At 65.6% G+C, this 19,786-nt stretch carries 12 protein-coding genes and 1 pseudogene; 7 read left to right on the top strand and 6 right to left on the bottom strand.

From position 1 onward, the window contains the following. Positions 1 to 29: 29 nt before the first annotated feature. On the bottom strand, positions 30 to 1,490 hold the full coding sequence (locus IFT67_RS18575; RefSeq protein WP_192239585.1) for a CHAD domain-containing protein: 1,461 nt from the start codon (positions 1,488 to 1,490) through the stop codon (positions 30 to 32). 103 nt (positions 1,491 to 1,593) lie between these two features. Continuing rightward, on the bottom strand, positions 1,594 to 1,923 hold the full coding sequence (locus IFT67_RS18580) for a DMT family transporter (protein ID WP_192239586.1): 330 nt from the start codon (positions 1,921 to 1,923) through the stop codon (positions 1,594 to 1,596). Between the two features lie 270 nt (positions 1,924 to 2,193). Between IFT67_RS18580 and IFT67_RS18585 the strand changes: the two genes are divergently transcribed. Both IFT67_RS18585 and IFT67_RS18590 read left to right on the top strand, forming a co-directional pair. Further along, a complete protein-coding gene (locus tag IFT67_RS18585) occupies positions 2,194 to 4,641 on the top strand; it encodes a S9 family peptidase (protein ID WP_192239587.1) in 2,448 nt (815 codons plus the stop codon). Between the two features lie 203 nt (positions 4,642 to 4,844). After that, positions 4,845 to 6,065: a multidrug effflux MFS transporter gene (locus tag IFT67_RS18590; protein ID WP_192239621.1), complete on the top strand. Its 1,221-nt coding sequence runs from the start codon at positions 4,845 to 4,847 to the stop codon at positions 6,063 to 6,065. Between the two features lie 128 nt (positions 6,066 to 6,193). Here IFT67_RS18590 and IFT67_RS18595 read toward each other — a convergent pair whose 3' ends face one another. Together IFT67_RS18595 and IFT67_RS18600 are read right to left on the bottom strand one after the other, a co-directional pair. After that, a complete protein-coding gene (locus tag IFT67_RS18595) occupies positions 6,194 to 8,293 on the bottom strand; it encodes a phosphocholine-specific phospholipase C (protein WP_192239588.1) in 2,100 nt (699 codons plus the stop codon). Positions 8,294 to 8,355: 62 nt separating this feature from the next. Next, positions 8,356 to 10,719, bottom strand: coding sequence for a TonB-dependent receptor domain-containing protein (locus IFT67_RS18600; RefSeq protein WP_192239589.1), 2,364 nt, complete (start codon positions 10,717 to 10,719; stop codon positions 8,356 to 8,358). A gap of 163 nt (positions 10,720 to 10,882) precedes the next feature. Here IFT67_RS18600 and IFT67_RS18605 point away from each other — a divergent pair, with 163 nt between their 5' ends. Further along, on the top strand, positions 10,883 to 11,641 hold the full coding sequence (locus IFT67_RS18605; protein ID WP_342450651.1) for a DeoR/GlpR family DNA-binding transcription regulator: 759 nt from the start codon (positions 10,883 to 10,885) through the stop codon (positions 11,639 to 11,641). A gap of 6 nt (positions 11,642 to 11,647) precedes the next feature. Here the strand turns inward: IFT67_RS18605 and IFT67_RS18610 are convergent, their stop codons facing one another. Further along, the gene (locus IFT67_RS18610) at positions 11,648 to 12,865 is read right to left on the bottom strand and encodes a DUF5690 family protein (RefSeq protein WP_192239591.1); all 1,218 of its coding nucleotides are present in this window, start codon (positions 12,863 to 12,865) and stop codon (positions 11,648 to 11,650) included. Positions 12,866 to 13,405: 540 nt separating this feature from the next. Between IFT67_RS18610 and IFT67_RS18615 the strand changes: the two genes are divergently transcribed. The 4 genes and pseudogenes from IFT67_RS18615 to IFT67_RS18630 all read left to right on the top strand — a co-directional run bounded on the left by IFT67_RS18615 (position 13,406) and on the right by IFT67_RS18630 (position 19,249). Next, a complete protein-coding gene (locus IFT67_RS18615; protein ID WP_197983161.1) occupies positions 13,406 to 15,688 on the top strand; it encodes a TonB-dependent receptor in 2,283 nt (760 codons plus the stop codon). A 233-nt stretch (positions 15,689 to 15,921) separates the two neighbouring features. Continuing rightward, a pseudogene (locus tag IFT67_RS18620) lies at positions 15,922 to 16,899 on the top strand (aldo/keto reductase); the annotation flags it as partial. Further along, a complete protein-coding gene (locus tag IFT67_RS18625) occupies positions 16,896 to 17,729 on the top strand; it encodes an SDR family NAD(P)-dependent oxidoreductase (protein WP_192239593.1) in 834 nt (277 codons plus the stop codon). The pseudogene IFT67_RS18620 and the gene IFT67_RS18625, both read left to right, overlap by 4 nt. A gap of 161 nt (positions 17,730 to 17,890) precedes the next feature. Continuing rightward, positions 17,891 to 19,249 (top strand): serine hydrolase domain-containing protein, encoded by a 1,359-nt coding sequence (locus IFT67_RS18630; RefSeq protein ID WP_192239594.1) that lies wholly within the window; start codon positions 17,891 to 17,893, stop codon positions 19,247 to 19,249. A 100-nt stretch (positions 19,250 to 19,349) separates the two neighbouring features. On the opposite strand, the gene IFT67_RS18635 is transcribed toward IFT67_RS18630, so the two are convergent. Further along, positions 19,350 to 19,562: a hypothetical protein gene (locus IFT67_RS18635; RefSeq protein WP_107964244.1), complete on the bottom strand. Its 213-nt coding sequence runs from the start codon at positions 19,560 to 19,562 to the stop codon at positions 19,350 to 19,352. Positions 19,563 to 19,786 lie beyond the last annotated feature (224 nt).

Raw genomic sequence — 19,786 nt, forward strand, 5'->3', positions numbered from 1 at the left:
TCGTCTGACCGGGCGCCAATCGTCCGGCGCTAACCCCAGAACGTCTTGCGATCCTGGAGGTCGTCGTACGCCTCGGCTGCGGCGTCGATGATCTTCGATTTCTTGCGGTGTGCCAACAGGCTCCTGGCACCGGGTTCGTCCCACAGGCCCAGCCGGTCCAGAACCGTCGGCGCCGTCGCCATATCGTTTAGCGCGCCGAGCTGATCCTGCAGCTTTTCCAGCGACTTCAAGAACTTCCCATAGCGCCGCGCACGCTTCGTGCCCGGGAACAGGGAGCCGAAAAACTCCGCCCCGTAGCGGAGCCGTTTGGCAGCCTTGCGGACTTCATGCCTTTCCTCGTCCGCCTGCGTGGGGAGCGATCGACCACGCTTGCCGACGCGCCGACGCAGCTTGTGCAGCGTCTCCGCCGCGAACTGCCTTGCCGGCGCGTCCAGAGCATCGCGCATCGACGGCGCGGTGCGCCATGCCCCGCATACCAGCCACTCCGTCAGATCGAGCAACAGGGCACGAACCCGGTCTGAGCTCAGCGCGGTGTCGACCGCGGCATAGGCGGCATCGCGCGCCCGGATGAGATCCTGGAACAGTGCGACGCCAGGCTTCGCTTTCGCCAGCAACACGTCCAGGTCTCGCGCTTCGCCCAACACCGAGCCCAGCCATCGCAACTCGCTGCGGAAATGCGGTACCTCGTCGCCGTCGAGCAAGGGCTTGAAGATCGAAAAGGCGGATCGCAGCCGACGCAACGCCACGCGCGCCTGATGCAGTGCCTCGGCGTCGGCCTGGTCGAGCAGGATAGTCTCGTTCAGGCGGTATTGGCGTATGCATGAGCCGGCGACTGCCTCGAAAGCGTCCGCCGCGGATGCGGTCCGGCTGAGCGCGACCCGCTCCGTCTTGCATGCCCTGGATATGGGACGAAGCAGGGCGTAGCCGCGCTCCGACTTGGTCACGATGCCCAGGCGGACCGGAGAATGTGCCGCTATCGTCTTGGCCAGTGCAAACAAGGTGGCGGGCTCTCCCCGCTTCAACTCCAGCTCGAGCTCGCAGACTGGCGACTGACGGTCACCCGCGGCGACGTACCCACGATCCAACACTAGTTCGATCGACGCCTCGTCGTAGTCGACCATCCACATCAGGCGCTCGACCGCGACCGTGAAGATCGGAGCGACGGTGCCGGCATCGTCGCCTAGCAGCGCCGGAATAGGGGTCCGATCGTCGACGACCGGTATCATGCCGGACACCTCCATTTCCCATTCGGACCGCGCGAAGAGGCCCGCCGCCTTCGCATCCGCGACCTTGATCGTCTGTGTCAGCATGTCGCCGGATCGGCGGATGCGCAACGAGACGCCAGCTTTCGAAAGCGCCAGATCGGGCGTGTCGAAATAGACGGCGTGCATTTGCCGCGTACTCGCCGGGCGATCGACCAGGTCGGACCCCGCAAAGGCATTGGCCGACGCGGCATCCAATACCAGCTTCAGTTCGACTTCCTGTGCCACCGGATACCTTCCCGCAAAATCGCAACGCCTCGTACACGGAGCAACCTGCGATAGGTTTCGCTGGTTCCCGGATAGTCGCAAGCTCGGAAAGTCCCAGCCACTCTCAGTGGCCCGAAAAGTTGGAGAACACGTTCATGACGATGACGCCGGCGACGATCAGGCCCATTCCGGTCACAGCAGCGGCATCGAGCTTCTGACCCTGGAACGCCCATGCAGCGGCCGAGATCAGGACAATGCCGGCGCCTGACCAAATCGCGTATGCAATGCCTGTCGGGATCGTACGCAGGGTCAGCGACAGGAAGTAGAAGGCAATGCCGTACCCGATGACGGTAACGACCGTCCAAGGCAGGCGGGTGAAACCATTCGACTGCTTCATGGCGGTCGTGGCACAAACCTCGGAGACAATCGCGATTGCTAGCATGAGATAGTTCATGCACGCCTGCTAGCACACTCAATGCGGTCAGATTTGCGCCGTTTACTGCCCTTGAGGCGGCGCTGGCACACGTCCGCCGCAGCCTCTCACCGACCGTTAGCGACTCCACGACGGCAGCCACTCGTTCATTCGGGTTCGTGGAGACCCCAAGGTCGGTCCAACACCTTGCTCCACGACGAAACTCTCGTAAGCTCTGGCCTTTCGCATCGTCGTTGGCCCCTGCAGATCGCAGGCGCCGAACGGCCTGGCGACAGAGACAAAGGAATTCGAATGCGCGTCGGTGCCTGTCTGATCGCCCTGCTCCTCACCACCGCCGCCGCCGCTCAGACGCCCGGCGGCAGCGCCTATCATCGCGCGCCCGATGCTATCGCCAAGGCGCTGGAGACGCCGCCCACCCCCTTCGTCACCGTCAGCCCCGATCACCGGACGCTCGCGATCCTGAGGCGTGAGAACCTGCCGTCGATCGCCAATCTGTCGAAGCCGATCCTGCGGCTGGGCGGCTACCGCATCGATCCCGCCACCAACGGCCAGGCCGAGGTCCGCGTGCAATGGCTGAACGCGCTCAGCTTCAAGGACGTCGGCTCGGGCCGGACCGTCGCGGTCAAGCTGCCCGCCGGCTTGCGCTTCGCCGCGCCCAATTGGTCGCCCGACGGCACCCGCCTCGCCTTCTACGCGCAAGAGGCCGATGGCCTGTCGCTATGGATCGCCGAGCGCGACGGCAGCGCCCGCGCCGTCGCCAAAGGGCTGAACGGCACGTTCGGCACGCCCTTCGCCTGGATGCCGGACAGCAAGACGCTGGTCGCCAATACCGTGCCCGCCGGTCGCGGCGCGGCGCCCGTCGCAAGCAGCACTCCCACCGGCCCGGTAATTCAGGAAAGCGCCGGCCGCACCTCGGCGGCGCGGACCTATGAGGATCTGCTCGGCGATGCGCATGACGAGGCGCTGTTCGATCATTACTTCACCGGGCAACTGGTCCGGATCGATCTCGCGGGGGCGGCACAGCCGATCGGAACGCCGGGTCTGATCACCGAGTTCAGCGTCTCCCCGGACGGTCGCTACCTGCTGACCGAGCGGCTCAAGCGGCCGTATTCCTATCTGCTGCCCGCCAGATTCTTCCCGACCGAGATCGCCGTGTCGACGATCGGCGGCCAACCGGTGAAGACACTGGTCGATCGCCCGCTCGCCGACGATCTGCCGGTCGATTTCGACGCCACCGTCAAGGGGCCGCGCGAGGCGATGTGGCGGTCCGACGCACCGGCGACGCTGGTCTGGGCCGAGGCACTCGACGGCGGCAATCCGCGCGCCAAGATCGCGTTCCACGACAAGGTGATGATGCAGCCCGCGCCGTTCGATGCCGCGCCGGTCGAACTGGCGCAGACCCCGGCCCGTTATGCGGAGACACTATGGGGCGACGACGGTTTCGCCGTGGTCGTCGACCGCGAGTGGCGCACACGCACCGAGCATCGCCTGGCCGTCGCGCCATCGCGACCGGGCCAGACGCGGACGATATCGACGCTCAACTATCAGGATCAATACGGTGATCCCGGCGAACCGATGGTCGAAGACAATGCCGCCGGCAAACCGGTGATGCGCTTCACGCCCGCGCATGACGGCGTGTACGTCACCGGCGACGGCGCGACCAAAGCGGGCGCGTTCCCCTTCCTCGCGACGATGCCGCTGGCCGGGGGCGAACACACGCGACTGTGGACCGCCAAGGCGCCCTATTACGAAACGGTCGTCGCCTTGCTCGACGAGCGCGGACAGCGCATCCTGACGCGGCGCGAAAGCGCGAAGCTAGCGCCCAACTACATGATCCGCAGCGTGAAGGGCGGCGGCGCAAAGGCCGTCACCGCCTTCGCCGATCCCGCCCCGGTCTTTGCCGGCGTCACGCAGCGCACAATCACCTATCCGCGCGCCGACGGACTGCCGCTGTCGGGCTCGCTGTATCTGCCCGCCGGCTATGACGCGAAACGCGACGGGCCGCTGCCGACGTTGCTGTGGGCGTATCCGGCGGAGTTCACCGACGCGAAGGTCGCCGGCCAGACGGTCGATCAGGGCAACCGGTTCGTCCGCCCGCGCGGCATCAGCCACCTGTTCCTGCTGACTCAGGGCTATGCGATCCTCGACAATCCCTCGATGCCGATCATCGGCGAGGGCGGCGTGGAGGCCAACGACACCTACGTCAAACAGTTGCAGCAGGATGCGCAGGCTGCGGTCGACGCGGTGGTCAAACTCGGTGTCGGCGACCGGACCCGCATGGCGGTCGGCGGGCACAGCTACGGCGCGTTCATGACCGCCAACCTGCTCGCGCATACCGATCTGTTCCGCGCCGGCATCGCACGATCGGGCGCCTACAACCGCACGCTGACGCCGTTCGGCTTCCAGGCCGAGCAGCGCACCTATTGGCAGGCGACGCCGACCTATACGGAAATGAGCCCGTTCACCTACGCCGACCGGATCAAGGCGCCGATCCTGCTGATCCATGGCGGCGCGGACGACAATAGCGGCACCTTCCCGATCCAGTCCGAGCGGATGTACGCGGCGCTGAAGGGCAACGGCGCGACGGTACGCTACGTCGTCCTGCCCAACGAGCCGCACGGCTATCGCGCGCTGGAATCGACCGAGGAGACGTTGTGGCAGATGACCGACTGGCTCGACCGCTACGTCAAGCCGAAGCAGACCGGATCGACGGTGGCGGCGGCCGCCGCGAAAAAGTGATCGATGTACCGGTGACGGTCCGGAAATAGGGTGAGCGTTGTGATCGGCGAAGCCCGTTCCTTGGCCCATCGTATATAGCCTCTGTGACTGGTATCGGCGATGCCAGTCACAGAGGTTGCTTTGAGCGTGCCGGCAGGCATGGTCACTGGTGAATTGCTGTCCTAGATGACGGCCCCATGATCGATAAGCAGACTTCCACCTCCATGCGCGCTGGCGAATTCGTCGCGTTCGTCGCCGCGCTGATGGCGGTCAACGCGTTGGGCGTGGACCTGATGCTCCCTGCGCTCGCCGACATCGGCCATCAACTTGCCATCACGACGGCGAACCACCGGCAGTGGATCATCACGGTCTACATGCTGGGCTTCGGTGCCGGACAGCTCGTCTACGGCCCGCTTGCCGACAGATATGGCCGCAGACCCATCCTGCTCATCACCCTTGCCGGCTTCGTGGCGGCCAGCATCTTCGCCGCAGGTTCGCAGACGTTCTCCGCGCTTCTCGGCGCGCGCGTGCTCCAGGGCCTCATGTCCGCATCGACGCGGGTACTCGCGGTCGCGATCGTGCGGGACCGGTATTCGGGCCGCCAGATGGCGCGCACGCTCTCCGTCGCCCAGATGATCTTCTTCCTGGTGCCGATCATGGCGCCGAGCCTCGGCCAGGTCCTGCTCGCGTTCGGACCCTGGCGCTTCATCTTCTATGCGCTGGCGACCTTTGCGGCGGTCGTCCTCGCCTGGTCCACGCTCCGGCTGCGTGAATCGCTGCCGGTGGAACGCCGTTCCCCCCTATCGCGGGCAGCTCTCGGCCGCGCCTATCGATTGACGCTAACGAACCGGTTCTCCGCAGGCTATGCCGTGGCGGCGTCGATGACGTTCGGCGGCATCATCGCCTTCGTCTCCTCCGCCCAGCAGATCTTCGTCGACGAGTTCGATGCCGGCGAACGCTTCACGATCCTGTTCGCCATCTGCGCCTTCTCGATGGCCTGCGCATCCTTTGCCAACAGCCGCCTCGTCGAGCGGCTTGGCACCCGCCTCATCTCGCAGTCCGCGTTGCTCGCCCTGATCGCCTTGTCGCTGCTCCACCTCGTGGTGATCGGCGTCGGACGGGAGTCGCTGGGGACGTACATGTTGTTCCAGGCACTCAGCATGACGTGCATAGGACTGTGCGGGTCGAACTTCGGTGCCATGGCGATGGAGCCCGTAGGACACATCGCCGGTACCGCATCCTCGATACAGGGCTTCATCACCAGCGTCGGGGCGGTGATCGTCGGCTCCATCATAGGGCAGGCCTATGACGGCACGACCTATCCGCTGGCGATCGGATACCTGGCGATCGGCGTCGCGGTTCTGGGCGTCGTGTACTTCACGGAAGGGCGAAGGCTGTTCCAGGCTCGACATGCTGGTGACACGCACGAGCCAGGGGACGGCTGACCCAAACCTGACATTCGCATCGAGTGGAGCGCCATCTCGCCAGAACACCAGGTCGGTACCGTCCCACCATTGTCAGCGGGGGTACGGCGACGCGGTGCATGGTCTCGCCGAGACTAACGGAAAGAAAGTCAGATTGGCCGAGCGGTGACGAACGGATCGCTGCACGTCATCCGGCCGGGTGCGTCGATCCGCCCCGCTACCCGGCGCAGATAGTTTGGGACCGTCCCGGCAACGACCGTGATGTCGTACCAGCCATAGCTGTTGCTCAGCGGCCAGCTGTTCTGCGCTTCGGCCAGCGGCGTCACCGCGGTTTTCGCGCCCACGCGTTCGGCATGCGCGACCAGCTTGTGGGTGCGGTGCCCGTTGGGAAGGGTCAACGTCATCGCGGTGTTGGTCGCGCGCCAGACGAGGTCGGATAACGGCACCGGGTCGTCACGATGTCCCATGAAATGACGGTGGAAGCCGTTCGGGCCGAGCACCCAGAGGTCGTAGCGCCCCTCGCCGTCGAACGCCCAGCGCCCGTCCAGTGCACGTCCGGGTTCGACCGTGAAACGGCGTGGCGCCTGGGTCAGGTCGGTCCGGTCGTAGACGTGGAAGACCGCAGCCTGCGCGCCATCGACGGCGAACCGAAGCTGGATCGCGCCATCACCGACCGCCTCGCTGACGGTCAAGGCATAGGGCAGCGGGCGAGCGCGGCGAATGCCGGGTTCCTGCCAGGGCAATGCTACCCCGAGCGGCGCTTGGGGGCTTATCTGCCTGGGGATCGCCGCCGCGCGCACCGCATCGACGCGCGGATCGGGCATGGCGGCAAACGGGGCGGGATCCGCAGCGGTGAAGTCGAACGCCGAGGTCAGGTCGCCGCATACCGCTCGGCGCCACGGTGCGATATTGGGCTCGTGGAAGTCGAACCGGCGTTCGAGGAAGCGGATCACCGAGGTGTGATCGAACACCTGCGAATTGACCCACCCGCCCCGGCTCCACGGCGAGACGACGTACATCGGCACGCGCGGGCCTAGCCCATAAGCCCGGCCGCGATAGGCGGGGAGATCGAGCGCTGCATCGCCCTTGCTCGGGTGGCGGTGATAGCTGCCCTCGAGATCGACCGTCGATCCGCCGAGGACCGTGCCGTCGTCGGCATGCGAGGGTGGCGCCGGCGGCGGGACGTGATCGAAGAAGCCGTCATTCTCGTCGAACATCACGAGCAACACGGTCCGCGCCCAGACCTTGGGGTCGGCGGTCAGCGCGTCGAGCACTTCGGCGGTGTAAGCGGCGCCTTGCGCAGGGCTCGACGGGCCTGGATGCTCGGAGCCTTTAGCGGTCGCGATGACGTAGGAGACTTGCGGCAGTCGCCCGGCGAGCACGTCGGCGCGCAAGACGTCCAGTCCGCGCGTCGTCAGCGCGCGGTCTCGTAATACGGCGTCGCCGTCACCCTGGTGCGCGTCGCGAAACGTAGCGAAACCGACCAGCGGGTTGTCGGTGAAATTGTCTGCCATGTCCTGGTAGATGCGCCAGTCGACGCCCTTCGCCTGCAACCGCTCGACCACCGTCGTCCAGCGATACGGCTCGGCAGCGCCGCCGTCCGCGGGGAAACTGTCGTGCGAATTGCCGATCGCCGGACCGCCCAGCGTGCCGCCGGGATCGTTGGTCCCGCTCCACAGGAACAGGCGGTTTGTGTTCGTCCCGGTCTGGACCGAGCAGTGATACGCGTCACAGACCGTGAATGCCTCGGCGAGCGCGAACTGGAACGGGATGTCCTCGCGCCGGTAATGGCCCATCGCGCGCTGGCTCTTCGCCTCGGGCCAGTGCGCCATCCGCCCCTCATCCCAGCCGCGCTGCGCGTCGGGCCAGCTGTGCGGCGTGCCCTCCATCCGCATCAGGTCGAAATTCATGCGCGTGGCGAGGTGGAACGGCAAAACAGTGCGCGCACCGCCGGGTGCGGTCCGGTCACGCTGATACCAGACCGGGTCAGGCTTCGTCGCACCCGACCCCGACGGGACCGGGATCGGCAACCGGTCCGCAAAGCCCCGGACGCCGCGCAGCGACCCGAAGTAATGATCGAAGCCGCGATTCTCCTGCATCAGGATCACGACATGGTCGACATCCATGATCGAACCCGTCTTCACGTCCGGCGCAATCGCCGCCGCCCGCGCGATCGCTGCGGGAAACGCAGACAATGCCGCACCGGCAAGGCTGGCCCCGAGCAGCGTACGGCGAGAGACATCGGTCATCGGGGCAATCCACAGGAGAAGAGCATGATCCGCAAACGTCGGCGGACCATGCCCGTTTCAGATCAGAAGTCGAGCGACAGCGACGCGGTCACGGTCCGCGGGGTACCGAGGAAAGCCGAGCCGCCATCGGCACTCGACAGATAGCGTTCATCGGTCAGGTTGGTCGCCTGCACCGTGAACGACACGCCCTTAAGCTGCTCGCTCACCGCCTCCAGGTCGGCACCGACATAGCCGCTCACCAGCGTGAAGCTGCCGGCCTTGGCGACGCCACGCGTGTCGATGTTGCGGTCGCCAACGAACTTGGTGGCGATACCAGCCTTGAAGATCGACTTCTTGTAGTCCGCCGAGACCACCCACATCGTGCGCGGCGAGTTGATCACCTGCTGGCCGGGCGTCACGCCGACGTCGGCATCCTGCGCGGCGTTGCCGGTGCCGATATAGGTCGCGTGGTTGTAGGTGAAGCTGCCCGACAGCGTCAGCGGTGGCAGCACTCGGTAGGCCAACGCCGCCTCGATACCGCGGCTCTTCACGCCGCCGACGTTGAGATACACGCTGTCCTGCTGTTCGAGATAGTCGATCCCGGTGACGAGGTTCGACGAAATCGAGACGATCTGGTTCTTGAACTTGATGTCGTAGCCGGTCAGCGACGCCTGGATCCGTCCGGTGTTGTAGCGTGCACCGATCTCGATGTTGTTCGCGGTTTCCGGTCGCAGGTTGCGGATCGTCTCGGGCGGCTGGCCGAGGGGACCGTTGCCGATCGCCGCGAAGTTCTGCGAATAGCCGGCGAACAGTTCCATGCCCTGCAACGGCGTCGCATAGGTCAGGCCGGCGTTGATCAGCGGATCCGAATGCGACTGGATCGACGTCGCGCTCAAATTGCCGAGCAGTTCGGTCCGGCTCTGGTCGAGGAAGAACTGCTTGACGCCGAGCCGTGCGGTGACCGGCCCGTAGCTTACCGCGTCCTCGGCATAATACATGACTTCGTCGAGCCCGTAGTCGGTGCTGAACTGGACGTAATACGGCGTGCCGTCGAAGGCCGGCCCGACCCGCGCGTTGGTGATCTTGTGCCAGTCGCGAAGCTGGTTGGCGCGGCTGTGCTCGAACCAGAAACCCGCGCGGAACTGGTTCTGGACCACGCCGAAATCGTGTTGCCAGTCGACGTCGCTGGTAAAGCCCATGCGGTCGTTCTTGTAGTGGGTGTGGCGGTACGACATGACCGGGATCGCGTTGGATGCGTAGCAGGTGGGCGAGTATTCCGCGGGCACACCGCTGGTGCCGACGCACCCGGCGGTCATCGTCGCGGCCGCGCCGGTCGGCGTGACGAAGTAGATCTTGCCGAGCGCGTCGGTGCCGCGCACGGTCGGGCCGCCGACAAATTCGCTTTCCGGATTGCCCGCGCCGTCGTTGCGCGCATCGACCAGATACGGCGGCGCGAAATCGCCCCGGCCGCGCATCCGGTGATAATAGCCCGCCGCCTGCAGCTTCACTTCGCCGAGTTCGGTACGGGCCTTCAGATACCCGAACAGGTTCTTGCGCAGCGCGCGCGACGTCGGGCGATAGGCCTGATCGACATACGGCAGCCCGGTCCAGCTGTCGGTATACGCGTCATGGTTCGGATCGTTCGCGAACTGCGCGGGCGATACCGATCCGAACTCGGATTCATCCGCATCGTCGTACGAGATGAAGCCGGTCAGATCGACCGTGCCGACACGGCTCAACACCTTTGCGTCGAGGTGATCCCGACGCGTTTTGCCCGATCCGCCGATCCAGTCGCGCACGCGTGAGGTCGACGCGCTGACATAGGCGGTCGTGTTCGGCGCGATCGTGCCGGTATCGCCGCGCACGTAGAATTTGCGCGCCCCGAAATCACCCCCGGCGGCGGTGAAGCGCAACCGGCTGTCCGCGGTCGGATCGGAGGTCACGTAATCCAACGTCGCACCGAGCGCTTCGTTCGAGCGCGACGAGATGTCGGCGGTCCCTTGCGACACGTTGACGGTCTTGAGGTCGAGCACGTCGATATACCGATTGGCGCGCGATCCGCCGCCATAGCCCGAGCCGCCGTTCGGCATGCCGTCGATCGTCGAGCCGATCTGCTGGCCACCGCCGCCACCGCTGTTGAAGCCGCGGATGCTGATCGAGGTCGCCCAGTCGGACGAGCCGAAAGCGTCACCCTCCGCGACGAACACGCCGGGCAGTTCGTTGATGACGTCGTTGACGCTGGCGAGCGCGGACTGGCGGTCGATCATCGCCGCGGTCACGCGCGTGTTGGCGAATGCGGTCGACTGGCCGGTCACGACGATCTCGTCGTCGCGCGGCTGTTCTGCATCGCCAGCTGGCGTCGCGGACGGCGTTACAGTCGTCTGCGCGCGCGCATTTGTCGTCGCCGCGATCGCCAGGATCGCAGCCCCCATCATCCACTTGGTCATGTCGTCTTCCCCTTGCCACGGTCCGAGTATTGCCGGGCATCCTATGACGCAGCCCTTGCAAGCGCCGTGTGACATGACTGTGACATCGTGTGGATATAGTTGGTATTTTGTGGCTTGTGCCCAACGGGAGATGCGGAGAAACAGGCCGAACGGGAGAAGTCGTGTGACGCAGTCGGATCGTATCGCCAGTCTTGTCGCGTTGCTCGAGGCGCGAGGGTCGTGTTCGATCACGATGCTCGCCGATCACTTCGCGGTGTCGGACGAGACCATCCGGCGCGACGTGCGGCAACTCGAGGCGAGCGGTCGTGCGTACAAGGTCCATGGCGGGGTCAAGCTTCCCGACAATCGGCTCGAAGCGCCATACCGGTTGCGGATGCAGGCGCAGGCGGACGCGAAGCAGGCGATCGCGCGCCGTGCCGCGTCGTTGATCGAGGACGGGATGACCGTGCTGATCGATTCGGGCACCACCTCGTGCTGGGTCGCGCGTGCGCTCGCCGATCGCCGACGGCTGACGATCGTCACGAATAATCTGGAGGTTGCGAGCGACATGCTCGGTCGCGACGGGATCCGCGTCTTCCTGGCCGGCGGCGCGGTCAACGTGGACTATCGCGCGACGTTCGATGCCGAGGCGATCCGCTACTCGCGCTGTTTCTCGCCCGATGCGACGATCCTGTCGATGGGTGCGATCGAAGCGAAGCGCGGCTTCATGGATTTCGAACCCGACGAAGCGGCCTACAAGCGCGCACTGCTCGACGGCGCACGCCGGGTGATCGTCGTCGCCGATGCGGAGAAGTTCGATCGCGCCGGCACCGTCCACGTCGCCGACTTCGCGCAGGTGCACGATCTCGTCACCGACCTGCCCGTGCCACCGGCGATCGCGGAGGCAGCGAGGCACGCCGACGTCCGGCTCCACACCGCCTGAGCGTGCTCACCGCGTCGGGGGGTGGCGGACAAACCACAGCGCCGAGACGAAGGTCAACACTAGCAACGCCGAGCCGGTCAGCACCCCAGCATCGAGGAACAACCCGAGCCAGTCGCGCCCTGGCGTAGTCGTACTGCGCATGAGCAACAGCCCGATGCTGCCCGAATAGCCGAACGCATCCGCTAGATAGATCAGGAAGCCGGCGGTGCCGGGCGACGGACTCGCGGCCATGATGCGGTCGAACAGGATCGCGCTGAACGGGGCATAAGCGAGGTAGATACCGATGCCGGTCAGGATCATGCCGGTCACCGGACCGATCGCCCCTGCGCGCAACGCCAGCATCGATCCGGCCAGGATCGCGGCTCCCGCCATGATGACGACGTGGATCGTGACCACCGCATACCGGTTGTCGCGCACCAGCCCCAGCATGGCCAGGCCGAGCAATACGATCACCGTGACCGGCACCTCGGTCGCGACATAGAGCGCGGGCGTTGCCGGATGATCGAGCGCGATCCACAGTTCGGGTGCGAAATTGTCGCGCAGGTCACGCAGTGCCGCGAGCATCGTGTAGCCCGCGACCAGCGCCGTCACCGGCACCAAATGTCGCCGCAGATAGGCACGCCGCGCTGCGGCATCCATCGGACCGCGAACACCTCTCGCCTCGCAGTCCGCGACGTCCGGCGGCGGGGATCGCGCAAGCGCCGCCATGCCCGCGAGCAGCAGCGGCGTGAAGATCAGCCCCGTGAGCGCCGGCATCCAGAACGCGCTGACGCCGTGCTCGAGCAACAGGCTGCCGACCGATCGCGTCACGCCCGACGACAGGATGAAGCTCGCGGTCAGGATCGACGCGAGCACCTCCGAATTGCGCCGTCCCTCCAGATAACTGAACACCAGCCCCCAGATCATCCCGAGCGGCAGACCGTTCAGCAGCATCGCCAGCGGGCCGAACCGGGCGGGCAATAGCGCGAGCAGCAACAGCGCCACCCACGCCGCACCGATCAGCGACAGGATCAGGTGGGTGCGATGCTCGGGCCGATGGACCGAGACGACATGCACCCCGATCATCTTCGACACCGCATACCCGACCGCCTGCGACAGGATCAGCGTCGTCTTGTAGTCGATCCCGGCAAACACCGCCGGCACGCCGTCGAACCCCGCCGCGGCGATCGGCTTGCGAAACCCGTACATTGCGAAATACACGCAGAACGCAGCGACGCCCGGCATGACCGCCGATAGCCTGGCCGGGAGGAAATTCGTCGACGACGGGGACGATGGGGACCACGGGTTCACCGGCAGTCGCTATGCCAAGTACGTTTCAGCGGGGTGACACAATCGTGGTGATCCGCGAAATTCGCGGGCTCACGCAACACGTACGATGGTCGCCCAGTGTCGTAATCCAAACCTATTCCAAATAGCCGACGCAGTGAGAAACTGGCGATACCGCGCCGCGCCCTCGTAAGATCGGGCAGGTGCGGCTTGGGCGTACTCTGGTAGCCGGTTGCCCCCTCATTACGCGCGCAGACCGTCGTCCTTCGTCAGACAGTGCGATCGCGATGCGCGCGCCCTACCCGCGATCTCTCAAGCGCTGAACGTTACCGTGGCGGCGGCGCCACCTGGGGCAAAGATGTCGCGGTGCCCGGCAAAAATGCATCGCGCCTGATCGTGTCTATTGCCGCGCGTTGCAGTGATGTTACCGGTCGGTGACGGATCCGGGTCACACGGATCGACGCGGGAGGATGTTCGAAGCCCAAGGGGGGACCATCCATGATTCGCTTGCCCGTTCGTACGCCTGCCATCGCCCAGCTGCTGGCTGCCAGCGCGCCGTTACTCGTCTTTGCCACACCCGCCGTCGCGCAGGACCAGGCGCCGACCGGGCAAGCCGTCGCCGCTCCGGCTGACGAACAGGGCGTCGGCGACATCGTCGTCACCGCGACCCGCCGTCGGGAATCATCGAAGGACGTGCCGCTCGCCGTGACCGCGATCAGCGGCGAAAAGCTGGACGTGCTCAATTCGAGCGGCCTCGACATCCGCTTCCTCGCCGGTCGTACGCCGAGCCTCCAGGTCGAATCCTCGTTCGGCCGTACCTTCCCGCGCTTCTATATCCGCGGTCTCGGCAACACGGATTTCGATCCCAACGCCGCGCAGCCGGTGTCGGTGGTGTATGACGACGTCGCGCTTGAGAACCCGATGCTGAAGTCGTTCCCGGTCTTCGATCTGCAAAGCGTCGAAGTGCTACGCGGGCCGCAAGGGACGTTGTTCGGCCGCAACACGCCCGCGGGCGTCGTGAAGATCGATTCCGCCAAGCCGAACCCGGACAAGGTCTCGGGCTACGCGACCGGATCCTGGGCGACCTACAACACGATCAACGGCGAGGCGGCGCTCAACCTGCCGATCGGCAACGGCTTCGCCTTCCGCGCATCGGGCTTGATCCAGTCGCGTGACGATTGGGTGACCAACGATTCCGCGACGGGTAACGCCGACCGCAAGCTCGAAGGCTATCGCGACGTCGCCGGTCGCTTCCAGCTCGGCTATACGAGCAGCGATTTCAACGCGTTGTTGAACGTCCACGTCCGTGACCTTACGGGCTCGCCGCGCATCTTTCGCGCCGGATTGTTCAAGCCCGGCACCAACGACTTCAACACCGGGTTCGACCCGAAGCATGTCGCACTCGACGGCTATACCAGCCAGAGCCTGACGCAGTGGGGGACCAACCTGCGGCTCGACTATCATCTCGACGGCATCGGCACTTTCTACTCGGTCACGGGCTACGAGCAGGCCAAGGTCGAGAGCACCGGCGATGTCGACGGCGGCAACAACTACACGTTCCTCGGCGGCACGATCGGCGCGATCGGCGTCGGGCTGTTCCCGTCGAACACCGGCGGCCTGACCAAGCCCAAGGAGTTCAGCCAGGAACTGCGCTACGCCAGCGAGGACCTGAACGGCATCCGCCTGCAGGGCGGGCTGTATTACTTCCACCAGACGCTGCGCTATCACCAGTACGACTATGCGTTCGGCGGTACCGGATCGCGCGCGACCGACCTCGACCAGGATATCTTCCACGACAACCGCAACGAGAATTACGGCGCGTTCGCCTCGATCGAGGCCAAGCCGACCGAACTACTGACGTTGCGCGCGGGCGTCCGCTATTCGCACGACTATCGCAACGACCTCGTGACCGCGCCGATCCCCGGCACCGGGATCAGCGACACGCTGCCGGCGCGCGCGGTCGTCCGTGGCTCGAACGTGACCTGGGACGCGAGCGCAACCTATGAACTGACACCCGCGATCAACGTCTATTCGCGGCTCGCCACCGGCTATCAGGGCCCGGCGATCCAGGACCGCGTGACCTTCGGCAGCGTCCAGAGCACCGCACCCAAGCAGACGACGTTCTCGGGTGAAAGCGGCTTCAAGGGCACGCTGCTCGATCGGAAAGTGAACTTCTCGCTCGACGCCTATTGGTACAGCACCAAGGACCTGCAGATCACCGCGGTCGGCGGCAGCAGCAATTCGGCACGGCTGATCAGCGCGAACAAGGCGATTGGCTACGGCGTCGAGGGCGAGTTCGAGGCGCGGCCATTGCCCGAACTGACGTTGACCGCGAGCGGCAGCTACAACTTCACCGAGATCCGCGACCGCAACATCGGCGTCGGGGTATGCGCGACCTGCACCGTGCTTGATCCAATCGTCAACGGGTTCGCGGTGATCGACGGCAACGACCTTCCGCAGGCGCCGCGCTGGATAGCCAACTGGACCGCGCGCTACGGCATCCCGCTCGCGAACGGCGGCGAGGTCTATGCCTATACCGACTGGGTCTATCGCAGCCGTATCAACTTCTTCCTGTATGAAGCCGTCGAATTCACCGGCAAGTCGTCGCTCGAAGGCGGGCTCAAGGTCGGCTATAAATCGCCGCAGGGGTATGAGGTCGGCGCGTTCGTCCGCAACATCACCAACCAGTATCGCAGCATCAGCGCGATCGACTTCAACAACCTGACGGGCATGATCAACGAACCACGCATCATTGGCGGCCAGTTCAAGATCGCCTTTTAAGATCGGACGCCGAGCTGAGCGCTTTGGCCGGCGCGAACGACGCGGGCCGAGGGGTGGCGTCTGCGAGCGTTCGCTTCGGGCGAGGCGAGTATGAGTGGCTGGCCGAGGAATGGCGTCCTGTTCCTCGGCTACACCGATATCGGTATGGTCAAGTTCCCGGTCGGGATACCGCGGCGTGCAGCCGATCGACCGCGTATCTTGTCGCCAGCTAAAGGACCGATCCGACGAAAACCCGCAAACTTGGTAGACAAGGTCTCGAAGTCTCCGCGCTCGGCCTCGGCTGCATGGGGATGTCCGACTTCTACGGTAGCCGCGACGAGGCGGAATCGGTTGCGACGATCAATCGCGCGCTCGATCTCGGCGTGACGTTTCTCGACACCGCCGACATGTACGGCGTTGGGGCCAACGAAGAACTGGTCGGCCGCGTCGTCCGCGAGCGGCGCGAGTGGGTCGTCGTCGCAACCAAGTTCGGCAACGTGCGCGGGGCGGATGGCAGCTTCAAGGGGGTCAACGGTCGCCCCGACTACGTGCGATCGGCCTGCGACGCGAGCTTGCAGCGGACCGGGCTCGATGTCATCGATCTCTACTATCAGCACCGCGTCGACCCCGACGTGCCGATTGAGGAGACCGTCGGTGCGATGGCCGATCTGGTGCTCGAGGGGAAGGTCAAGTATCTTGGCCTTTCCGAGGCTGCCCCCGCAACCATCCGCCGGGCGCATGCCGTGCACCCGATCACCGCGCTGCAGACCGAATATTCGCTGTGGAGCCGCGACGTGGAGGACCAGATTCTGCCGACGGTGCGCGAATTGGGGATCGGCTTCGTACCGTACAGCCCGCTGGGACGCGGCTTCCTCACCGGACAGTTCAAGACCCCCGACGATCTCGACGCTGGCGACACGCGCCGCAACCATCCCCGCTTCCAAGGCGAGGCGTTCCGGAAGAACCTCGATCTCGTCGCCGCGATCGGCACGATGGCGGCGGAGAAGGGCTGCACGCCGGCGCAGCTGGCGCTCGCATGGGTGCTGCGCCAGGGCGAGGATATCGTGCCGATCCCGGGCACCAAACGGCGGAAATATCTCAAGGACAATCTGGGCGCGCTCGATGTCGACCTGAGCGCCGCCGATCTTGCCCGGATCGATGAGATTCTGCCCCCCGGCGCGGCGCAGGGGACACGCTATCCGGACGCCTCGATGGCGAGCATCGACGCGTGAGCGTTCCGTCCTTTGCGGCGATCGCGCGCGGCAAGCTGGCCGTCGTCACGGGTGCGGCTGGCGGCATCGGGCTGGCCGCTGCCCGCGCCATCGCCGACGCCGGCATGCGGGTCGTTCTCGTCGACCGCCCCGGCGAGGCGCTTGAGCACGCCGCGGCCAGCATGGACGGCGCGGTTGCGCTGTCCGCCGACGTCGCGGATCGTGCCGCGATGGTCGCGCTGGCGCACGAGGTGGTCGACCGCCACGGTCCCGTGTCGGTGCTGATGAACAACGCCGGCATCGGCGGGGGCGGTGACGTGTTCGCCGACCCGGCCAAATGGGACGAAGTGCTCGGCGTCAACCTGATGGGCGTGGTCCACGGCGTCCAGGCCTTCGTCCCGGCTATGGTCGAAGGCGAGGCCCCTGCCCTCGTCATCAACACCGGCTCCAAACAGGGTATCACGCAGCCGCCCGGCAACACCGCGTACAACGTCAGCAAGGCCGGGGTAAAATCGCTGACCGAAGGCCTCGCCCACAGCTTGCGCGAACGGACCGGACGTCGGGTCAGCGCCCACTTGCTCGTGCCCGGCTTCACCTGGACCGGGATGACCGCTGGTCGACTGGCGGAGAAACCACCCGGTGCATGGACCCCTGAACAGGTCGTCGCGCTGATGATGGACCGGGTGGCAGCGGGCGATTTCTACATCCTGTGCCCGGACAACGAGACGACCTCCGAACAGGATGCGAAGCGGATAGCGTGGGCGGCGGGAGACCTGATCGAAAACCGCCCTGCCCTGTCCCGCTGGCATGCAGATTGGCGCGACGCGTTTGCGGAGTTCATGCGAAACTGATCGCGTCCTGGGGGACCTGTACGGCAAACCATCGCTGCCGTGCCGGTCCCCCCGAATAAGATTTGAACTCGATCCTGGTTCGCCTGCGCGGGACGCTCCCAGATTTCGAAAGTTCGGGAAAACGAATTGCCGAGCCGGTTGCGTAATGGGAGGATGTCGGCATGCAGATACTCAAAGCGGCCGGTCTTGCCCTTCTCGCGTCGGTGCCCGCCCATGCCCAGATCGTTGCCCAGCCATCGGCAGGGACCTATCAGCGCGCTGTGGCGGCCGGGTACAAGGCGGCGCTCTATTGCTCCGGCATCTTCAATGCGGGACGCACGCCGGAACAGATCGATGCCGATGAGCTGGCCGGCATCTACCCCGACTATGAGAAGATCGTGCCGACGCTCACGGCGAACGTCGACCGCAGCCTCCAGTCCGTTTCCGTAGCATTCGATCCAAAGCTTCCCCCGAGGCGCGCGACGTGGACCAGCGGGCATGGTTGCGTGACCCTGCCGATCGGCGGCACGGCACCGGCTGGCCGCAAGTCGATGGCGGCACCGTCGATTGCACCGGCGGATCCGCGGCGCTGGCCGCAGGGTGACGCCGGCATCGCACCGCGCCCATCGGCCTCACTGACCGGCGCGGTCGGCAAGGCATTCGCGACCACCTATGGCGTCGACACCAAGACGGTCGGCGTGATCGTCGTGAAAGACGGCCAGGTTCTCGCCGAGCAATATGGCCGCGGTTTCGGGCCGTTCGTGTCCAACCGGACCTGGTCGGTCGGCAAGTCGATTGCCGGCACGCTGATCGGCCTCAACAATGCAGCCGCATTGAAGGCCCCCGCCGCCGTCCGGCAATGGAAGACGACCGGCGATCCGCGTCAGGCCATCACGCTCGACAATCTCCTGCGCATGGCGTCCGGCCTGCACAGTGATACCGCCGGCAATCGCACCGATGCCATCTATTTCGGCGGCACCACTGTCGACGAACAGGCGGTGTCATGGCCGTTGGAGGCGCTGCCCGGCACGCGCTTCCGCTATGCCAACAATGATATCCTGCTCGCGGTCTATGCCACCCGAAACGCGATCGGCGAGGTCCGGTACCGGACATTGCCGGGCAGCCTGTTCGGCCCGCTCGGCATGGCGCACACCGTTGCCGAGACGGACTGGCACGGCAACTACATCCTCTCCAGCCAGGTCTGGTCGACTGCGCGCGACCTGGCGAGGCTGGGATTGTTCTGGTCGCAGGACGGCGTTTGGCAGGGCAAGCGACTGTTACCGACAGGCTGGATGCACACCATGACGACGCCTAGCGGACCGCAGCCGGCGAGCGGACCGGGCTATGGCGCGACGATGTGGCTGTTCGGCCCCCAGCAAGGCCTGCCCGAGGGCAGCTACGCCGCGCAGGGCAACCGAGGACAGTATATCATGGTGATCCCGTCCCGGCAGCTCGTCATCGTCAGGCGCGGCGAGGATCCCGGCACCGCGCGGTTCGACATCGCTCGCTTCGCCGCGGACGTCGCCGCCGCGTTGAAATAATATCGATAACTCTCGCCGAACCGCCGAACCACCAACCCGCCTCGGCGCAGGATGTCGATCCCGGCCTGCGTCACCAGCGGATGCGCGGACCCCGCAGCGCCTATCCGTCGCGCGGAGCGCGGGCGATCACGGCTTGGGCTGAACGAAGGCGAGCCTTCCAGATCTTGACCGAAGGATGCCCGGCAGCCAGGCCGACCAGCCGCCCCTCGATCTGCACGACCTCTCGCTTGGCGGCATCGAGCTCGGCGGCTGTCGGTGCAGGCTGGATATTGGCGCGTGCGTGCGCGCCGGTACGTCCCTTGCTCTTCGTCATGGGCAACCCGATGGTCTCAGATGCGGGATGCCGTCAATACGGGATGCTGTCGAAGACGCCACGTTTCGCCACTCGACCCGCCTTCAGACACTCAGGCCCTTTTTTTCGTCTCCTAAATTCCGACGTTTCCTCAGCTCTGCGATATGACCATTTCAACTTCCGTCTACCCGCTCGCGAACGTCGTCGAACTCATCCTATTCGACGAGATCCGTGTCGATGCGTTG

Origin of the sequence: Sphingomonas sp. CFBP 13728 (assembly GCF_014841895.1) — a bacterium.
Taxonomy (GTDB): domain Bacteria; phylum Pseudomonadota; class Alphaproteobacteria; order Sphingomonadales; family Sphingomonadaceae; genus Sphingomonas.

Coding starts and splice junctions, on each gene's coding strand:
- IFT67_RS18610 (WP_192239591.1), bottom strand. CDS start 12,865: ATGCCGGGCGTCGCTGCGTTCTGCGTGTATTTCGCAATGTACGGGTTT.
- IFT67_RS18630 (WP_192239594.1), top strand. CDS start 17,891: ATGCAGATACTCAAAGCGGCCGGTCTTGCCCTTCTCGCGTCGGTGCCC.
- IFT67_RS18580 (WP_192239586.1), bottom strand. CDS start 1,923: ATGAACTATCTCATGCTAGCAATCGCGATTGTCTCCGAGGTTTGTGCC.
- IFT67_RS18635 (WP_107964244.1), bottom strand. CDS start 19,562: ATGACGAAGAGCAAGGGACGTACCGGCGCGCACGCACGCGCCAATATC.
- IFT67_RS18615 (WP_197983161.1), top strand. CDS start 13,406: ATGATTCGCTTGCCCGTTCGTACGCCTGCCATCGCCCAGCTGCTGGCT.
- IFT67_RS18590 (WP_192239621.1), top strand. CDS start 4,845: ATGCGCGCTGGCGAATTCGTCGCGTTCGTCGCCGCGCTGATGGCGGTC.
- IFT67_RS18595 (WP_192239588.1), bottom strand. CDS start 8,293: ATGACCGATGTCTCTCGCCGTACGCTGCTCGGGGCCAGCCTTGCCGGT.
- IFT67_RS18600 (WP_192239589.1), bottom strand. CDS start 10,719: ATGACCAAGTGGATGATGGGGGCTGCGATCCTGGCGATCGCGGCGACG.
- IFT67_RS18585 (WP_192239587.1), top strand. CDS start 2,194: ATGCGCGTCGGTGCCTGTCTGATCGCCCTGCTCCTCACCACCGCCGCC.